Here is a 15,488-nt window from a genome sequence, read left to right as displayed (position 1 = left end):
CCCGCGTGAATGACGATCGGTCCCGCAATGGCGAAGAAGCCGAAAGCCGCCAATCTTTACTACCAGGGCCCCGCGAGCGATCACTTCGACGGCCGCCGCTTCTTCAATCCCAACGGCAAAACGCCGGCCGGCTATTCGGCCTTGCTGAAGTGGCAGCTTGGCAAGCGCCGCACCAAGTGGCCGGCATCGTGGCCGAGCCCATTCGCAGCGGCAAAGCCCGAGCCGCAAATCAACGGCGGCGGCCTCCGGGTCACCATGGTCGGCCACGCCTCGCTGCTGATCCAGACCGCCGGCCTCAACATCCTCACCGACCCGGTATGGTCGGCCCGCGTGTCGCCCCTCTCCTTCGCCGGGCCGAAGCGGGTAAACCCGCCCGGCATCGCGTTGGGCGACCTGCCGCCCATCGACCTCGTGCTCGTCAGCCACAATCACTACGACCACCTCGATCTCGCCACGCTGAGGCGGCTGCATGCGGCTTACGACCCGCTGGTCATCACCCCGTTGGGCAACGACGCGATCATCCGTGGAAGGGTGCCCGACATGCGCGTCTGCACCGGCGACTGGGGCGACCGGTTCGAGCTGGACGGAGTCGCGATCCACCTCGAGCCAGCCCATCACTGGTCGGCACGCGGCACCAAGGACCGGCGCATGGCGCTGTGGTCCGGCTTCGTCGTCGAGACCTCGGCGGGCAAGATCTATTTCGCTGGCGATACCGGATTTCACGACGGTATCAACTACCGGCACGTCGCCGAAAAGCATGGCGGCGTGCGGCTGGCCATCCTGCCCATCGGCGCCTATGAGCCGCGCTGGTTCATGGCCCCGCATCACCAGAACCCCGACGAAGCGGTTCGCGCCATGCTGCTGTGCAACGCTGCCTTCGCCGCCGGCTGCCACTGGGGCACGTTCCACCTCACCAACGAACCGATCGAGGAACCCCGCGCCAAGCTGCTGGAAGCGCTCGACGCCCACGACGTTTCCCGCGAAAAATTCCGCGCCATGGTGGCCGGCGAGGTCTGGGATATACCGCTGGAAGAGAAAAGACCGCTCCCGGCAGGATGAGCTGGCTCCTCGCGGGAACAGACTTCGGGCGTCTGCATTTCTGGGTGGTAACGAACTCGCTACAGGGAGCGTCCACCATGCCGGAAGCCAGCACCGCCAAGACCCGCCGCAAGGCCCCGCTCACCACGCCGACCGGCCTCGGCGACAATGCGCGCCGCGACATCACCGGGGCGCTCAACGCGCTCGTGGCCGATGTCTTTGCTCTTTACCTGAAGACCAAGAATTTCCACTGGCATGTCAGCGGCCCGCATTTTCGCGACTACCACCTGCTGCTCGACGAGCATGCCGAGCAGATCTTCGAAATGACCGACGATTTGGCCGAACGCGTCCGCAAGCTGGGTGGCACCACGATACGCTCCATCGGCCATATTGCTCGCCTTCAGCGCATCGATGACAACGACGCCGACTTCGTCACGCCCCAGGACATGCTGAGCGAGCTGCGCGAGGACAACGAGGCCCTAATCGCCAGCATGCGCAGCGCCCATGAACTCTGTGACGACGAGCGCGACGTCGCCACGACGAGCATCCTGGAAACTTTCATCGACGAGGCCGAGCGCCGCACCTGGTTCCTGTTCGAGGCGAGCCGCAAAATATAGGCATGGCAAACAAGGCCCAGTGGAGGGCGCGGGATCAGGCCGGCCGCCCTTCTCCACTGGTAATTCGCCGTCGTTTCCGCCATATAGGCCGCAATGGATAATGGAACACCCTTCGCCAAGATGAACGGACTCGGCAACGAAATCGTCGTTGCCGACATGCGTGGCCGCGCGGATCGCGTGACACCGGCAGCGGCTGTCGCGCTGAACGCCAATCCGGCGACCAAGTTCGATCAGATCATGGCCATCCACGACCCGCGCACGCCGGGCACGCACAACTACATAGAGATCATCAATTCGGACGGCAGTCTCGCGCAGGCCTGCGGCAATGGCACAAGGTGCGTGGTGCAGGCGCTGGCCGCGGAGACCGGGCAGAAGATCTTCACCTTCGAGACCGTGGCAGGCATCCTCAATGCCGAGGAACATGCCGACGGGCTGATCTCGGTCGACATGGGTGTGCCGCGCTTCGGCTGGGAGGACATTCCGCTTGCCGAGGAGTTCCGCGACACCCGCATGATCGAGCTGCAGATCGGCCCCATCGATGCCCCGGTGCTGCACTCGCCCTCGGTTGCCTCGATGGGCAATCCTCACGCCATCTTCTGGGTCGATCGGGACGTCTGGTCCTATGAACTGGAGCGGTTCGGGCCCCTGCTCGAAAACCACCCGATCTTTCCCGAGCGCGCCAACATTTCCATCGCGCAGGTGACCTCGCGCGAAACGATGAACCTGCGCACCTGGGAGCGCGGCGCCGGCCTGACGCTGGCTTGCGGATCGGCCACCTGCGCCGCCGCCGTGTCGGCCGCGCGCACCGGCCGCACCGGCCGCGCCGTCACGGTTACGGTGCCGAGCGGCGGCAGGCTCAAGATCGAATGGCGCGACGACGACCATGTCGTCATGACTGGCCCGGCGGAATGGGAATTCTCAGGGACCTTCGACCCCGCCACCGGCGCGTGGCAGCGCGACCAGCAGGACGTCGCCTGATGGGTATCGACATCGTCACCTTCGGCTGCCGGCTCAACACCTATGAGTCGGAAGTGATGCGCCGCGAGGCGGAGGCCGCCGGGCTGGGCGCGCTGAAGAACGGCGCCGTCATCTTCAACACCTGCGCCGTCACGGCGGAAGCCGTGCGCCAGGCCAAGCAGTCGATCCGCAAGGCGCGGCGCGAAAATCCCGATGCGCGCATCATCGTCACCGGCTGCGCCGCGCAGACCGATCCCGACGCCTTCGCCGCCATGGGCGAGGTCGATCTCGTGCTCGGCAACGAGGAGAAGCTGAAGGCGCACAATTACCGCGCGCTGCCCGATTTCGGCGTCAACGACACCGAGAAGGCGCGCGTCAACGACATCTTTTCCGTGCGCGAGACGGCGTCCCACATGGTCGACGCCATCGAGGGCCGGGCGCGCGCCTTCGTTCAGGTGCAGAACGGTTGCGACCATCGCTGCACCTTCTGCATCATCCCCTACGGGCGCGGCAACTCGCGCTCGGTGCCGATGGGCGCAGTGGTCGAGCAGGTCAAGCGGCTCACCGGCAACGGCTATGCCGAGGTGGTGCTGACCGGCGTCGACATGACCAGTTTCGGCGGCGACCTGCCGGGCGCGCCAAAACTCGGCAAGCTGGTGAAGACGATCCTGCGCCAAGTGCCCGAGGTACAGAGACTGCGGCTGTCGTCCATCGATTCCATCGAGGCCGACGACGACCTCATGGACGCGATCGCCACCGAAAAGCGGCTGATGCCGCATCTGCACCTGTCGCTGCAGGCGGGCGACGACATGATCCTGAAGCGCATGAAGCGGCGCCATCTGCGCGACGATTCCATCCGCTTCTGCGAGGAGGTGCGGCGGCTGCGCCCTGACATCGTCTTCGGCGCCGACATGATCGCCGGCTTCCCGACCGAAACCGAGGCGATGTTCGAGAATTCGCTGAAGATCGTTGAAGAATGCGGGCTGACCCATCTGCACGTGTTCCCCTTCAGCCCGCGCGAAGGCACACCCGCCGCGCGCATGCCGCAGGTCGACGGGCGCGCCATCAAGGAGCGCGCTGCCCGGCTGCGCGCCGCCGGGGAAGTGGCCTATCAGCGGCATCTGGAAAGGCTCGTCGGCACAAGCCAGTCGATCCTGATCGAGCGCGACGGACTGGGCCGCACTGAAGGTTTTACGCTTGCGGCCATTGAAGGCGGCGCACCGGGCAGCATCCTCGCCACCACAATCACCGGCCAGGATGGCGCCCGGCTGATAGCCGCGCCCGCCGCGATGGCCGCGGCCTGAGAAGACACGACATGGCATTCGGCTTCATCAAGAAAGTCTTTTCCTTCGGCAAGAAACCGGCCGAGGAAGTCGAGGCGGAAGCCGCTGCAGTTCCGGCTGTCGAAGCTCGGGTTCTGGAGCCGGCGTCCGTCGAGCCCGCGCAGCCTCCGGCTGCTGAAGTGCCGGCGAGCGAGATTGCCCCTAGCCCCGCCGAAGAGCAGGCTGCCGAGAGGCCGGCTGAACCCGCCGCTCAGCCTATAGCACCGACAGCCGAAGCCGCCCCGCAGCCATTGCCGGCGGCGCCGCAGGAGCCGACGCCAGGCCCGCGACCGGACGAGCCGGCCCCCGAGCCCTCGCCTGCCGAGCCAGAACCGGAGCCTGTCGTTCCGGAGCCGGCACCGGTCGAGGTTCCCGAGCCGCCGTACGAGGTTCCCCCGGAGCCGGCCGAACTGCCCGAGACTTTTCCGGCCGAGATCCCCGCTTCGACGCTGGCCCCCGCCGAACAGGTTTCGGAACACGAGGCGGCCGTCGAGCCGCAACCTCCGTCGGAGGAGCTGAAGGCGGAACTGCCGTCCGCCGAAATCCTGCCGCCGCTGCGCCAGCCGTCGCCGGTGGAGATCGATCCGCTCCGCGACGAGGCAGCCCCGGAAATCACGCCGATCGAGATCTCGGCTGCGCTCGCCGAGGTCGAAGCCATCTCAGGCCCGCAGGAAGAAGCGCGCCCCGTTCCATCTTCCGAGCCGAAGGCGCTAGAGGCCGAGCCTACAACGGCCCAGCCTCTCCCGTCGGCTTCCGTCGGCAAGGTGACAGTGTCCAAGAAGGTCGAGCAGAAGGCCGAGCCCGTTGCGCCCGCTGCTCCCGAGCCCAGACTCACCTGGTTCCAGCGCCTGAAGCAGGGCCTGTCGCGCTCCTCGAAGGAACTGTCCGGCAGCATCGCCGGCGTCTTCACCAAGCGCAAGCTGGATGAGGACACGCTGGAGGAACTGGAGGACGTTCTGATCCGCGCCGACCTCGGCATGGAAACGGCTATCCGCATCACCGATGCGCTGTCTTCCAGCCGCTACGGCAAGGACGTTTCCGACACGGAAGTGCGCACCATCATGGCCGAGCAGGTCGAGAAGGTGCTGAAGCCGGTCGCCATGCCGCTCGAGCTCGACCTGTCGCACAAGCCGCATGTCATTCTGGTGGTGGGCGTCAACGGCACAGGCAAGACCACCACCATCGGCAAGCTCGCCGCCAAGCTGACCGAAGGCGGCCTCTCGGTAATGCTGGCCGCCGGCGACACTTTCCGCGCCGCGGCCATCGAGCAGCTGAAGATCTGGGGAGAGCGGACCGGCTCGCCGGTGATCTCCTCCAAGCTCGGCGCCGACGCCGCGGGCCTTGCCTACGACGCCTTCGAGAAGGCCAAGGCGGCAGGCTCCGACGTGCTGATCATCGACACCGCCGGCCGGCTCCAAAACAAGGCCGAGCTGATGGCGGAGCTGGAAAAGATCGTGCGCGTGCTCGGCAAGCTCGATCCGGAGGCCCCACACACCGTGCTGCAGACGGTCGACGCTACCACCGGCCAGAACGCGCTGAACCAGGTCGAGATCTTCCGCAACATCGCCGGCGTCAACGGGTTGGTGATGACCAAGCTCGACGGCACGGCGCGCGGCGGCATTCTGGTCGCCATCGCCGCCAAGCACCGCCTGCCTGTCTATTTCATCGGCGTCGGCGAGCAGGTCGACGACCTCGAACCATTTTCCGCAAGCGATTTCGCGAAAGCGATCGCTGGAGTAGCCTAGCCCGGATCCCGCCAGAGGATCTGAAAGGAAACCATGTCCGAGCCCGTCTTCGAACGCGACCCATCCGACCCCAAGAAGAAAGAAGTCAATCCGCTGCTCAAGCTGGCGCTCGAGCTGGGCCCGCTGCTGGTGTTCTTCTTCGCCAATGCACGGGGCGCCTGGCTGGTGGAAAAATTTCCGGTCCTCGGTGATTTCGGCGGCCCGATCTTCGTCGCCACCGGCCTGTTCATGATCGCCACCGCCGTCGCGCTCGCCGTCTCCTGGGCGCTGATGCGCACCCTGCCGATCATGCCGCTGGTGTCGGGCATCGTCGTCTTCATCTTCGGCGCGCTGACGCTGTGGCTGCAGGACGACGTCTTCATCAAGATGAAGCCCACCATCGTCAACACGCTGTTCGGCGTCACGCTGCTCGGCGGGCTGCTGTTCGGGAAGTCGCTGCTCGGCTATGTCTTCGACAGTGCTTTCCGTCTCGACGAGGAAGGCTGGAGGGTGCTGACGCTGCGCTGGGGATTCTTCTTCCTGTTCCTGGCGCTCGCCAACGAGGTTGTGTGGCGGAATTTCTCCACCGACACCTGGGTGGCCTTCAAGGTGTGGGGCATCATGCCCATCACGCTTTTGTTCACCTTCAGCCAGATGCCGCTGATCATGCGGCATTCGCTAGACGAGCGGTTCAAGAAATAGGCTTTTGGCAGGGGGGCACGCCGCCCATCGCAGACCGGGAGATTTCAGAAAAGTTCCGCAATTCGCGCCGGGGCATGACTCTCTGCGGCTCGCTTGCGCTCGGGCTTCGTTAATCGGAGATGCGCCCGCCACATTGCTGCGATGCAGCAATGCATATTGCAATGCAGCATAACCGTGGCAATCTTCAATCCGAACAGGGAGGAGCCGAACCGCCGCCGGAATGTGACGGCCCAGAAGGAGTACTCGCCATGAGCATAGCCAATGCCCACGCCAAGGACCGCATCGCCAAGCGCCGCCGCTACAACGCGCTGGTTGCCGAGATCCAGAGCCTGACCCCGCGCGACCTCGCCGACATGAACGGCAACCGCAGCGAATTGCTCTATCACGCCTACCGCGAGATCTACGGCTGAGGACCTTTCCGGGCCGCGAAGGCACCAGGCATTGCCGCACTCGTTAAGAACAGGGGCGGCCGCCTGTCTAAGAAGTCGGCGCAGCCAGCGCCTTTTCGATTTCGGGCATCAGCACGGTCTCAGCCGATTGCGGCGTGATGGGACCGACATGCTTGAAGGCCACCTTGCCATCGCGGCCGATGACGAAGGTTTCCGGCACGCCGTAGACGCCCCAGTCAATCGCCGTGCGGCCGGCCGTGTCCACGCCGACGGCGCTGTAGGGATTGCCGAGATCGCCGAGGAAGCGGCGCGCATTTTCGGGCTTATCCTTGTAGTTCAGCCCGACGACTTCGAAGCGCTTGTCCTGCGACAGCGCCAGCAGCACCGGATGCTCTTCCCGGCAAGGCGCGCACCAGGACGCGAAGACATTCACCAGCGTTACCTTGCCGGGGAAGGTGGAAGAATCGAGCCCCGGCAGCGAAATCCCGTCCAGCGGCGGCAGTTCGGTTTGGGGAGCCATGCGGCCGATCAATGCCGAAGGCACCGTGGAAATATCGCGGCCCGACAGAAGCTGGGTGAGGAACAGGCCAGCGAGCGCAAGGAACACCAGCAGCGGCAGCAGCACCAGCAGCTTGCGGCGCGGTTTGGGCTGTTGGCTCTCGACGGTCACGTAGCCGCTCCCTTGCGATCGGAGCGGCGGCGCGTGCCGCTTGCCTCAAGCTCAACCATCTCGCGCCGCCGGGCGCGCTGGTCGACAAGGATCCACACCACCAGCCCGGCAAGCGCCAGCGCCGAAATGCCGTAGGCGGCAAAGACGTAAAGCGCATGTGGGGTCATCAAGCCCTCCGGCCCGGTGCGCGGCACCGCGTGCATTCCGCACTATGAGAAACAGTCTTGCCCATCGCCGTTACATAGCCGCGACGGTGCGGCTCCGCAATCGAATCACCCTGCGACGAATTCGGGATGACCGGATCGTGGTGCCGCTCCGGCTTTCAATCCGCGCCAGAGCGAAGCGCGAGCGCCGCCGCCACCGGGCCGATCACCGCCAGAAACAGCGTCAGCGCGCAGAGGATGAGGAAAGGCTGCAGGAACGGGTTCGGGTAGTTCACGGCGCCATAGCTTGCCGAAATGCCGAAGATCAGCACCGGGATCACCAGCGGCAGCACCAGCACCGAAACCAGCAGGCCGCCACGCGGCAGCGCCACTGCCACCGCCGCTCCGGCCGCACCGATGAAAGTGATGGCCGGCGTGCCGACCAAGAGCGTCAGCGCGGCCGCACCGATGCCCAGCGGCTCCATGTTCATGAACAAGCCGAGCAAGGGGGCCGCCACCACCAGCGGCAGCACGCTCGCCGTCCAGTGCGCGAGGCATTTGACGAAGACCGTGAAGGCCAGCAGATGGCGATCGTGGTTGAGCAGCAGGAGGTCAAGCGAGCCGTCCTCGCGGTCGGCCTGGAACAGCCGGTCCAGCCCGAGCAGCGAAGCCAGCAACGCGCCGATCCAGAGTATGGCCGGGCCGATGCGCGCCAGCAGGTTGAGGTCGGGGCCGACGCCGAAGGGGATGGTGGCGATGACGGCGAGGAAGAACAGCACGCCGGTCAGCGCACCGCCGCCGGCGCGGATGCCGAGCCTGACATCGCGGAGGTAGAGAGCGAGCATCAGCGTCCCCCCATCCTGAGTTGCTGGACGCCTTCCAGCCCGAGCGGCAGGTGAGTCGCGGCAACGATCATGCCGCCCCCCAACAAATGCGTGCGCATCAGTTCCGAGAATTGCGTCTCGGAGCGCTTGTCGAGGCCAGAAGTCGGCTCGTCGAGCAGCCACACCGGGCGGTGACTCACCAGAAGCTTGGCGATGGACACGCGCCGCCTTTGCCCGGTCGACAGATAGCCGAAGGGCAGGTGGCCGATCGTCTCGAGCTCGACCATTTCCAGGGCTTCGAGAATCGAAAGGTGCGGCCGGCCGAAGAAGGCCTGCCAGAAGCCGAGGTTTTCCGAGACCGTCAGCGCTGTCTTCATCGCATTCTCGGGGCCGAGATAGTGGCAGGCCGAGGCCACGGAAGGAAAATCCTCGCCCCCCTCCTCCAGCGCCATTCGCCCGGCGGCGAGCGGAAGCAGCCCGGCCAGCACCCGCAGCAGCGTCGACTTGCCGGCGCCGTTCGGACCGGTGACGACGAGCCCGTCGCCCTCGCCGAGAGTGAAGCCGATGTCGAAGAAGACCGCTTCGCCGCCACGCCGCCCCTCGATATTTTCGGCGATCAGCCGCATCGAATCCCCTTTGTCCAACAGCCAGCTGCGACCGATGTGCGTTGCAGCAAATTTGCTCTTATCGCTCTAGAACTATTCCAGGAAATTCTCTATATGCCAGCCAACTACGCCAGCGGTCGGCGTGGTAACAATATTAGCGCCGAACCTGCTCGCGCGCCGCCTTGAACGGCCGGGATGCTTGGAAGCGGACAGCGGAAATGGCCGTACCCGCACCTTTGCGCGTGATTGCATGCACTGGCGTCCGTTTCCCCAATCGGCAACCGACAGTTAGGGATCGCACGTGTCCAAATCGCTCGACAGCTTCAATTGCCGCAGAACACTCAAGGTGGGTGATGCGGAATATGTCTATTACAGCCTGCCCGAGGCCGAAAAGAACGGCCTGAGCGGCATTTCCAAGCTGCCCTATTCGATGAAGGTGCTGCTGGAAAACCTGCTTCGCAACGAGGACGGCCGTTCCGTCACCAAGGAGAGCATCCAGGCGGTTGCCGGCTGGTTGGCCGACAAGGGTACCGCAGGCGTCGAGATCGCATATCGCCCGGCTCGCGTGCTGATGCAGGACTTCACCGGCGTTCCGGCCGTGGTTGACCTCGCAGCCATGCGCGACGGCATCAAGAACCTCGGCGGCGATCCTGAGAAGATCAATCCGCTCGTGCCCGTCGACCTCGTCATCGACCACTCGGTCATCGTCGACGAGTTCGGCACGCCGCGCGCATTCGCTCGCAACGTCGAGCTCGAATATGAGCGCAACGAAGAGCGCTACAAGTTCCTGAAGTGGGGCCAGCAGGCGTTCCGCAATTTCCGCGTGGTGCCACCCGGCACCGGCATCTGCCACCAGGTCAATCTCGAATATCTCGCCCAGACGGTGTGGACCAACACCGAGGACGGCGTGACCACAGCTTACCCGGACACCTGCGTGGGCACTGATTCGCACACCACCATGGTCAACGGCCTGGGCGTTCTGGGCTGGGGCGTTGGCGGCATCGAGGCCGAGGCAGCCATGCTCGGCCAGCCGGTTTCCATGCTGCTGCCGGAAGTCATCGGCTTCCGCCTCACCGGCAAGCTCAAGGAAGGCGTCACCGCCACCGACCTGGTGCTCACCGTCACGCAGATGCTGCGCAAGAAGGGCGTCGTCGGCAAGTTCGTCGAGTTCTTCGGCCCCGGCCTCTCCAACATGACGCTGGCCGACCGCGCAACAATCGGCAACATGGCGCCGGAATACGGCGCGACCTGCGGCTTCTTCCCGGTCGATTCGGAAACCGTCCGCTACCTCACCATGTCCGGCCGCGCTGAGAACCGCATCGCTCTGGTCGAAGCCTATTCCCAGGCACAGGGCATGTGGCGCACGGCCGAGTCGGCCGACCCGGTCTTCACCGACATGCTCGAGCTCGACCTCGGCGACGTCGTGCCGTCCATGGCCGGCCCGAAGCGCCCCGAAGGCCGCGCCGCGCTCGAAACCATCCCGGCCGGCTTCGCCAAGGCGATGGAGACCGAGTACAAGAAGACCGTCGACGTGGCCAAGCGCTACGCCGTCGAAGGCACCGACCACGATCTCGGCCACGGCGACGTGGTGATCGCGGCCATCACGTCGTGCACCAACACCTCGAACCCGAGCGTGCTGATCGGCGCGGGCCTGCTTGCCCGCAACGCCAACCGCCTCGGCCTCAGGCAGAAGCCTTGGGTGAAGACTTCGCTGGCTCCCGGGTCGCAGGTCGTGGCCGAATATCTGGAGAAGTCGGGCCTGCAGAAGGAGCTCGACCAGATCGGCTTCAACCTCGTCGGCTTCGGCTGCACCACCTGCATCGGCAATTCCGGCCCGCTGCCGGCGCCGATCTCCAAGACCATCAACGACAAGGGCCTGATCGGCGCGGCGGTGCTTTCCGGCAACCGCAACTTCGAAGGCCGCGTGTCGCCCGACGTGCAGGCGAACTACCTTGCTTCGCCGCCGCTGGTGGTCGCCTATGCGCTCGCCGGCACGGTCACCAAGGACCTCACCACCGAGCCGATCGGCGAGGACAAGGACGGCAAGCCGGTGTTCCTCAAGGACATCTGGCCCTCGACCCAGGAGATCGACGAGTTCATCGCCAAGAACGTCACGCGCGAGCTGTTTGCCCGCAAATATGCCGACGTCTTCAAGGGCGACGAGAACTGGCAGAAGGTGCAGGCCCCGAGCGGCCAGACCTACACCTGGGACGACGCCTCGACCTATGTGCAGAACCCGCCCTACTTCGTCGGCATGGGCGCCAAGCCCGGCGCGATCGGCAAGATCGAGGGCGCACGCGTGCTCGGCCTGTTTGGCGACAAGATCACCACCGACCACATCTCGCCGGCGGGTTCGATCAAGGCTGCTTCGCCTGCGGGCAAGTATCTCACCGACCATGGCGTGGCGGTTGCCGACTTCAACCAGTACGGCACGCGTCGCGGCAACCATGAGGTGATGATGCGCGGCACCTTCGCCAACATCCGCATCCGCAACCACATGCTGGGCGAGAACGGCAAGGAAGGCGGCTACACCATCCACTATCCGTCCAAGGAAGAGATGCCGATCTACGATGCGGCCATGCAGTATCGCGCCGAAGGCGTGCCGCTGGTCATCTTCGCCGGCATCGAATACGGCAACGGCTCCTCGCGCGACTGGGCTGCCAAGGGCACCAACCTGCTCGGCGTGCGCGCCGTGATCGCCCAGTCCTTCGAGCGCATCCACCGCTCGAACCTGGTCGGCATGGGCGTCATCCCCTTCGTCTTCGAGGAAGGCACCTCCTGGGCCACGCTTGGCCTCAAGGGCGACGAGACCGTGACAATCGAAGGGCTGGAGAACATCCGTCCGCGCCAGAAGATGATCGCCAAGGTCACCTTCGCTGACGGCAGCGTGAAGGACGTTCCGATCCTGTGCCGCATCGATACGGTCGACGAACTCGACTACTTCAAGAACGGCGGCATCCTGCAGTACGTTCTGCGCGACCTGGCCGCCTGAGGCCGATCGCAAACTAGGCTCAAGGCCGCCGGCGCAACCACGCCGGCGGCCTTTTCTTGTCCGCTACCGCCTGCGCAGCCCGTTCATGCGAAATTTGCGGATAGTGTCCCCAAATGTCACCGCAACGTGACTTCACGTTGATGGGGCCATCCGCCTATTGTTTCGGGCGGAGAACGGCCGGCCCAACCGGCCAGTCATCTTTGGAGCGGTCATGACATTGCGTTTGCTTTACCGGCTGGCGATCCTGGCGCTGGCACTGCCGCTCCTTGCGGCTCCGGCGCTGGCCGGCGACCTGACGCGCCCGCGCGGCGTCATCGAGCTTTTCACTAGCCAGGGATGCAGCACCTGCCCTCCCGCGGACAAGCTGTTCGAGAAATTCGCCAACGACGACAGTGTTGTGGCGCTTGCCTATCATGTCGACTACTGGGACTACCTCGGCTGGCGTGACACGCTGAGCAGTCCCGACAGCACCGACCGCCAATACGCCTATATGCGGGCCTTCGGCACGCGCTCCGTCTATACCCCCCAGGCTGTCATCAACGGCCGGGTGCATGTGAACGGCGCCAAGCACGCCGACATCGCGGAAGCGCTGGACCGGATGAACAAGTCCGGCGAGGGCCTCAGCGTCGACGTCTCGCTCCGGCAATCCGGAGACGGCCTGCTGATCGAGGCGGGTCCTGCTTCGCCCGGGGCCGCCCACAAGGCGCATTTGATCCTGGTCTATTTCGGTCCGCCGCAGTCGGTGGGCATGGAAGTGGGCGAGAACGAAGGCCGCACCATCACCTATTGGAACCCGGTGTCCGACGTGCAGACGGCCGGAGTGTGGCGCGGCGAGGCAATGAAATACGAGATTCCGATCGGCAACATTGCCCACAATGGCGGCTGCGCAGTGCTTCTCCAAAGCGTCAGCAAGGATGGGGTTCCCGGTCCCATCCTCGGCGCCGCAATCTATCGCAGGAAGGCTGAGCAAACGCAGCAGATTCGCGATTAGCGTGTCCCGAAAGCTGCAGATTTTTCGGGATCATGCTCAAAAACAAAAGCTTAGAGCGAGTTAGCCTTCTCGCTCCAGGACTGTCGCGCCGACAAAAAAACCGGCGCCTCTGCCGGCACCGGCTTCAGTTGATTGGGATCGTCGTACCCGGAGTTCCTGAAAGAAAACCGAGGTTGGTTCGATCCGACGCAGACCCGTGGGCGGGGGGCTTGGGGTTTACAGGCCGGTGCCGGACCGAACCGTCTCAGGCAACGCCTATAAGGTCGTCCGACAATGGGGCGCGAACGCGAGTAAAAGAGGGCGGAAATGTGGCGGGGAATCACCAATGAAAACAGGATGTACACGTTCGTGAGCGTCATTCGGGTCGCCGCCGGGCTTCCGGCGGCGGAGAAGCCGCGGGCAAGGACCACAAGCAGCGGTGCCGAGCAGGGCCTGTAAGGACTTGCAATTGCAGCGCGAAAGCGCGACCCTCCTTGTTGCCAAACTGTCATGAAAGGCGTTTGTGAATGTCCAATCGCGGAAATGCGGCGGAGGGTAGGGACGAATCCGCAATATTGATTCCCCTTCACGAGGCAAGACGCGAAAGGCAGGCTCAGCCGGTCTCCTTCGACCGGCGCGAACTCGACCAGATCCTCAGGGTGTACGGACGCATGGTGGCGGCCAATGAATGGCGCGACTACGCGATCGATCATCTCGCCGACCGGGCGGTATTCTCTGTATTTCGCCGCGCCAGCGAAACCCCGCTGTTCCAGATCGTGAAGGACCCGCGTCTCGCCAGGAGGCAGGGAGCGTTCAGCGTCATTGCCGCCGGCGGCCTCATCCTCAAGCGCGGGCATGAGCTGGCGCGCGTGCTCGGCGTCTTCGACAAGAGGCTGAACCTGGTCCACCAGGCCTGACAGGCTCGACTGTAGCCTTTCGGCCGGTCAGGCTTTTCCCAGAAATTTCCGTTCGGGAAACGACGCGGGGTCAGGCGCCGCGTCCCTGCCACCGTTCATCGCAAGCTGCATGAACACGGTATCCAGCCAGCGCCCATGCTTGTAGCCGGAGCCCTCCAGCGCCCCTGAGTGCCGGAAGCCGAGTTTTTCGTGCAGCCGCACGGATGGGCTCTGCGGCGAGCCGTCGCCGATCACCGCGATCATCTGGCGAAAGCCGAGCGCCATCGCCTCGGCGATCAGCCGCTCCAAGAGCAGCCGGCCGATCCCCTGCCCCTTGGCCTCCGCGGCGACATAGATCGAGTTCTCGACAATGAAGCGATAGGCCGGGCGGGGCCGAAACGGGCCGGCATAGGCATATCCCACGACGCTGCCGTCGCGCTCTGCCACCAGATAGGGAAACCCTTCGTCGCGCAGCGCAGCGAACCGCGCCTCCATCTCGGCGCGCGAGGGCGGCTCCAGCTCGTAGCTGGCCGTACCGTGCATGACCGCATCGGCGTAGATCGCAGTGATGGCGTCGAGATCATCGGCCTGCGCCGGCCGGATTTCGATATTGCTCATTTTTTGGGCACCATGGATTGATGCCTGAATTTAAGCAGGGCGTAGACCAAAAGAAAAGGGCGGCCTTTTGGGCCGCCCTCGGTCTCGTTGCTGTACCAGCCGCTTCCGGCCGGACGCCTCGCAGCGCTTATTCGCGGTTGCCGAGGAACTGCAGCAGGAACGTGAACAGGTTGATGAAGTCGAGGTAGAGCCTCAGCGCGCCCATGATGGCCTTGCGGCCAGCGACCAGCACGTCGTCGCCCTCGAAATACATTTCCTTGATGCTCTGCGTGTCATAGGCGGTCAGGCCGGCGAACACCAGGACGCCGATCGCCGAGATCGCGAACTGCAGCGCCGAGGACTGCAGGAAGAGATTGACCAGCATGGCGATGATCAGGCCGAACAGGCCCATCACCATGAAGGTGCCCATGGCGCTCAGGTCACGGCGTGTCGTGTAGCCCCACAGCGACAGCGCGCCGAAGGCAGCGGCGGTGATGAAGAAGGTCTGCACGATGCTCTGCGCCGTGAAGACCAGGAAGATCGACGACAGCGACAGGCCCATCAGGCCCGAAAACACCCAGAACGCGGTCTGTGCGCCCGAGACGGTCATGGTCTGGATGCGGGCGCTCAGGAAGAACACCATGCCGAGAGGCGCCAGCATGACCACCCACTTCAGCGGCGACCCGTAGAGCGCCACGCCGGCGCTGGTCAGCATCTTGCCGTTGGCCAGGGTGGCGACTGCCGTGGCCGGATCGTTGGTGGTGGCCATCATCATGGTGGCAAGAGCGGCCACGCCGGTGATTGCGAGGCCGAGCGCCATAAGGTTGTAAACCTTGAGCATATAGGCGCGCAGGCCCTCGTCGATGACACCGGCGGCGCGATCGTTCGCGGCCGTAACCCGTGTCTGATAATTGCGAAGGTCAGCCATTGATTTCCTCTGTTGCTTCTGCCCCGTCCGGTGTCGGACTCCTTACGAACCCAGGCGCCGCTGGCGGGACTCCAGCATGCCTCCGGCAAATATGATGATTCTTTTGGGCAAGAA

General features: G+C 64.7%; 16 protein-coding genes. 10 read left to right on the top strand and 6 right to left on the bottom strand.

Annotated features, from left to right (window positions below; all coding sequences use genetic code 11):
- Nucleotides 1-9 precede the first annotated feature (9 nt).
- The 7 genes from ABLE85_RS21450 (at nt 10) to ABLE85_RS21420 (ending at nt 6,770) form a co-directional block, all read left to right on the top strand.
- Entirely contained in the window at nt 10-1,059 is a 1,050-nt protein-coding gene (locus ABLE85_RS21450) for an MBL fold metallo-hydrolase (protein WP_348794745.1), read from the top strand.
- 77 nt (nt 1,060-1,136) lie between these two features.
- Nucleotides 1,137-1,655, top strand: coding sequence for a DNA starvation/stationary phase protection protein (locus ABLE85_RS21445; protein ID WP_348794744.1), 519 nt, complete (start codon nt 1,137-1,139; stop codon nt 1,653-1,655).
- Nucleotides 1,656-1,748: 93 nt separating this feature from the next.
- Nucleotides 1,749-2,633 carry a diaminopimelate epimerase gene (gene dapF, locus ABLE85_RS21440; RefSeq protein WP_348794743.1) on the top strand — a complete coding sequence of 295 codons (885 nt, stop codon included), beginning with the start codon at nt 1,749-1,751 and terminating at the stop codon, nt 2,631-2,633.
- Entirely contained in the window at nt 2,633-3,916 is a 1,284-nt protein-coding gene (gene mtaB, locus ABLE85_RS21435; RefSeq protein ID WP_348794742.1) for a tRNA (N(6)-L-threonylcarbamoyladenosine(37)-C(2))-methylthiotransferase MtaB, read from the top strand. Before dapF ends, mtaB begins: the two co-directional genes overlap by 1 nt.
- A gap of 11 nt (nt 3,917-3,927) precedes the next feature.
- Nucleotides 3,928-5,679: a signal recognition particle-docking protein FtsY gene (gene ftsY / locus ABLE85_RS21430; RefSeq protein WP_348794741.1), complete on the top strand. Its 1,752-nt coding sequence runs from the start codon at nt 3,928-3,930 to the stop codon at nt 5,677-5,679.
- A 33-nt stretch (nt 5,680-5,712) separates the two neighbouring features.
- On the top strand, nt 5,713-6,360 hold the full coding sequence (locus tag ABLE85_RS21425; RefSeq protein WP_348794740.1) for a septation protein A: 648 nt from the start codon (nt 5,713-5,715) through the stop codon (nt 6,358-6,360).
- 248 nt (nt 6,361-6,608) lie between these two features.
- Complete coding sequence (locus tag ABLE85_RS21420; RefSeq protein WP_348794739.1) at nt 6,609-6,770, top strand: hypothetical protein; 162 nt, start codon at nt 6,609-6,611, stop codon at nt 6,768-6,770.
- A 67-nt stretch (nt 6,771-6,837) separates the two neighbouring features.
- On the opposite strand, the gene ABLE85_RS21415 is transcribed toward ABLE85_RS21420, so the two are convergent.
- From ABLE85_RS21415 to ccmA, 4 genes are all read right to left on the bottom strand, one after another.
- On the bottom strand, nt 6,838-7,419 hold the full coding sequence (locus ABLE85_RS21415; RefSeq protein WP_348794738.1) for a DsbE family thiol:disulfide interchange protein: 582 nt from the start codon (nt 7,417-7,419) through the stop codon (nt 6,838-6,840).
- Entirely contained in the window at nt 7,416-7,586 is a 171-nt protein-coding gene (ccmD, locus tag ABLE85_RS21410) for a heme exporter protein CcmD (protein WP_348794737.1), read from the bottom strand. The genes ABLE85_RS21415 and ccmD overlap by 4 nt, the downstream gene beginning before the upstream one ends.
- A 155-nt stretch (nt 7,587-7,741) precedes the next feature.
- Nucleotides 7,742-8,407: a heme exporter protein CcmB gene (gene ccmB, locus ABLE85_RS21405; RefSeq protein ID WP_348794736.1), complete on the bottom strand. Its 666-nt coding sequence runs from the start codon at nt 8,405-8,407 to the stop codon at nt 7,742-7,744.
- Nucleotides 8,407-9,012 (bottom strand): heme ABC exporter ATP-binding protein CcmA, encoded by a 606-nt coding sequence (gene ccmA, locus ABLE85_RS21400; protein WP_348794735.1) that lies wholly within the window; start codon nt 9,010-9,012, stop codon nt 8,407-8,409. Before ccmA ends, ccmB begins: the two co-directional genes overlap by 1 nt.
- 280 nt (nt 9,013-9,292) lie before the next feature.
- On the opposite strand from ccmA, the gene acnA reads away from it, so the two are divergent.
- From acnA to ABLE85_RS21385, 3 genes are all read left to right on the top strand, one after another.
- Complete coding sequence (acnA, locus tag ABLE85_RS21395) at nt 9,293-11,983, top strand: aconitate hydratase AcnA (RefSeq protein WP_348794734.1); 2,691 nt, start codon at nt 9,293-9,295, stop codon at nt 11,981-11,983.
- Nucleotides 11,984-12,194: 211 nt separating this feature from the next.
- Nucleotides 12,195-12,974, top strand: a complete 780-nt coding sequence (locus tag ABLE85_RS21390) for a DUF1223 domain-containing protein (RefSeq protein ID WP_348794733.1) — start codon at nt 12,195-12,197, stop codon at nt 12,972-12,974.
- Between the two features lie 506 nt (nt 12,975-13,480).
- Nucleotides 13,481-13,870: a DUF2794 domain-containing protein gene (locus tag ABLE85_RS21385; RefSeq protein WP_348794732.1), complete on the top strand. Its 390-nt coding sequence runs from the start codon at nt 13,481-13,483 to the stop codon at nt 13,868-13,870.
- Nucleotides 13,871-13,897: 27 nt separating this feature from the next.
- Here the strand turns inward: ABLE85_RS21385 and ABLE85_RS21380 are convergent, their stop codons facing one another.
- Together ABLE85_RS21380 and ABLE85_RS21375 are read right to left on the bottom strand one after the other, a co-directional pair.
- Complete coding sequence (locus ABLE85_RS21380; RefSeq protein ID WP_348794731.1) at nt 13,898-14,467, bottom strand: N-acetyltransferase family protein; 570 nt, start codon at nt 14,465-14,467, stop codon at nt 13,898-13,900.
- A gap of 127 nt (nt 14,468-14,594) precedes the next feature.
- On the bottom strand, nt 14,595-15,374 hold the full coding sequence (locus ABLE85_RS21375) for a Bax inhibitor-1/YccA family protein (RefSeq protein ID WP_348794730.1): 780 nt from the start codon (nt 15,372-15,374) through the stop codon (nt 14,595-14,597).
- Between the last annotated feature and the right edge of the window lie 114 nt (nt 15,375-15,488).

This window comes from Mesorhizobium sp. KR1-2 (assembly GCF_040045035.1).
Taxonomy (GTDB): Bacteria; Pseudomonadota; Alphaproteobacteria; order Rhizobiales; family Rhizobiaceae; genus Pseudaminobacter.
This window is presented reverse-complemented; position numbering and strand designations above follow the sequence as displayed.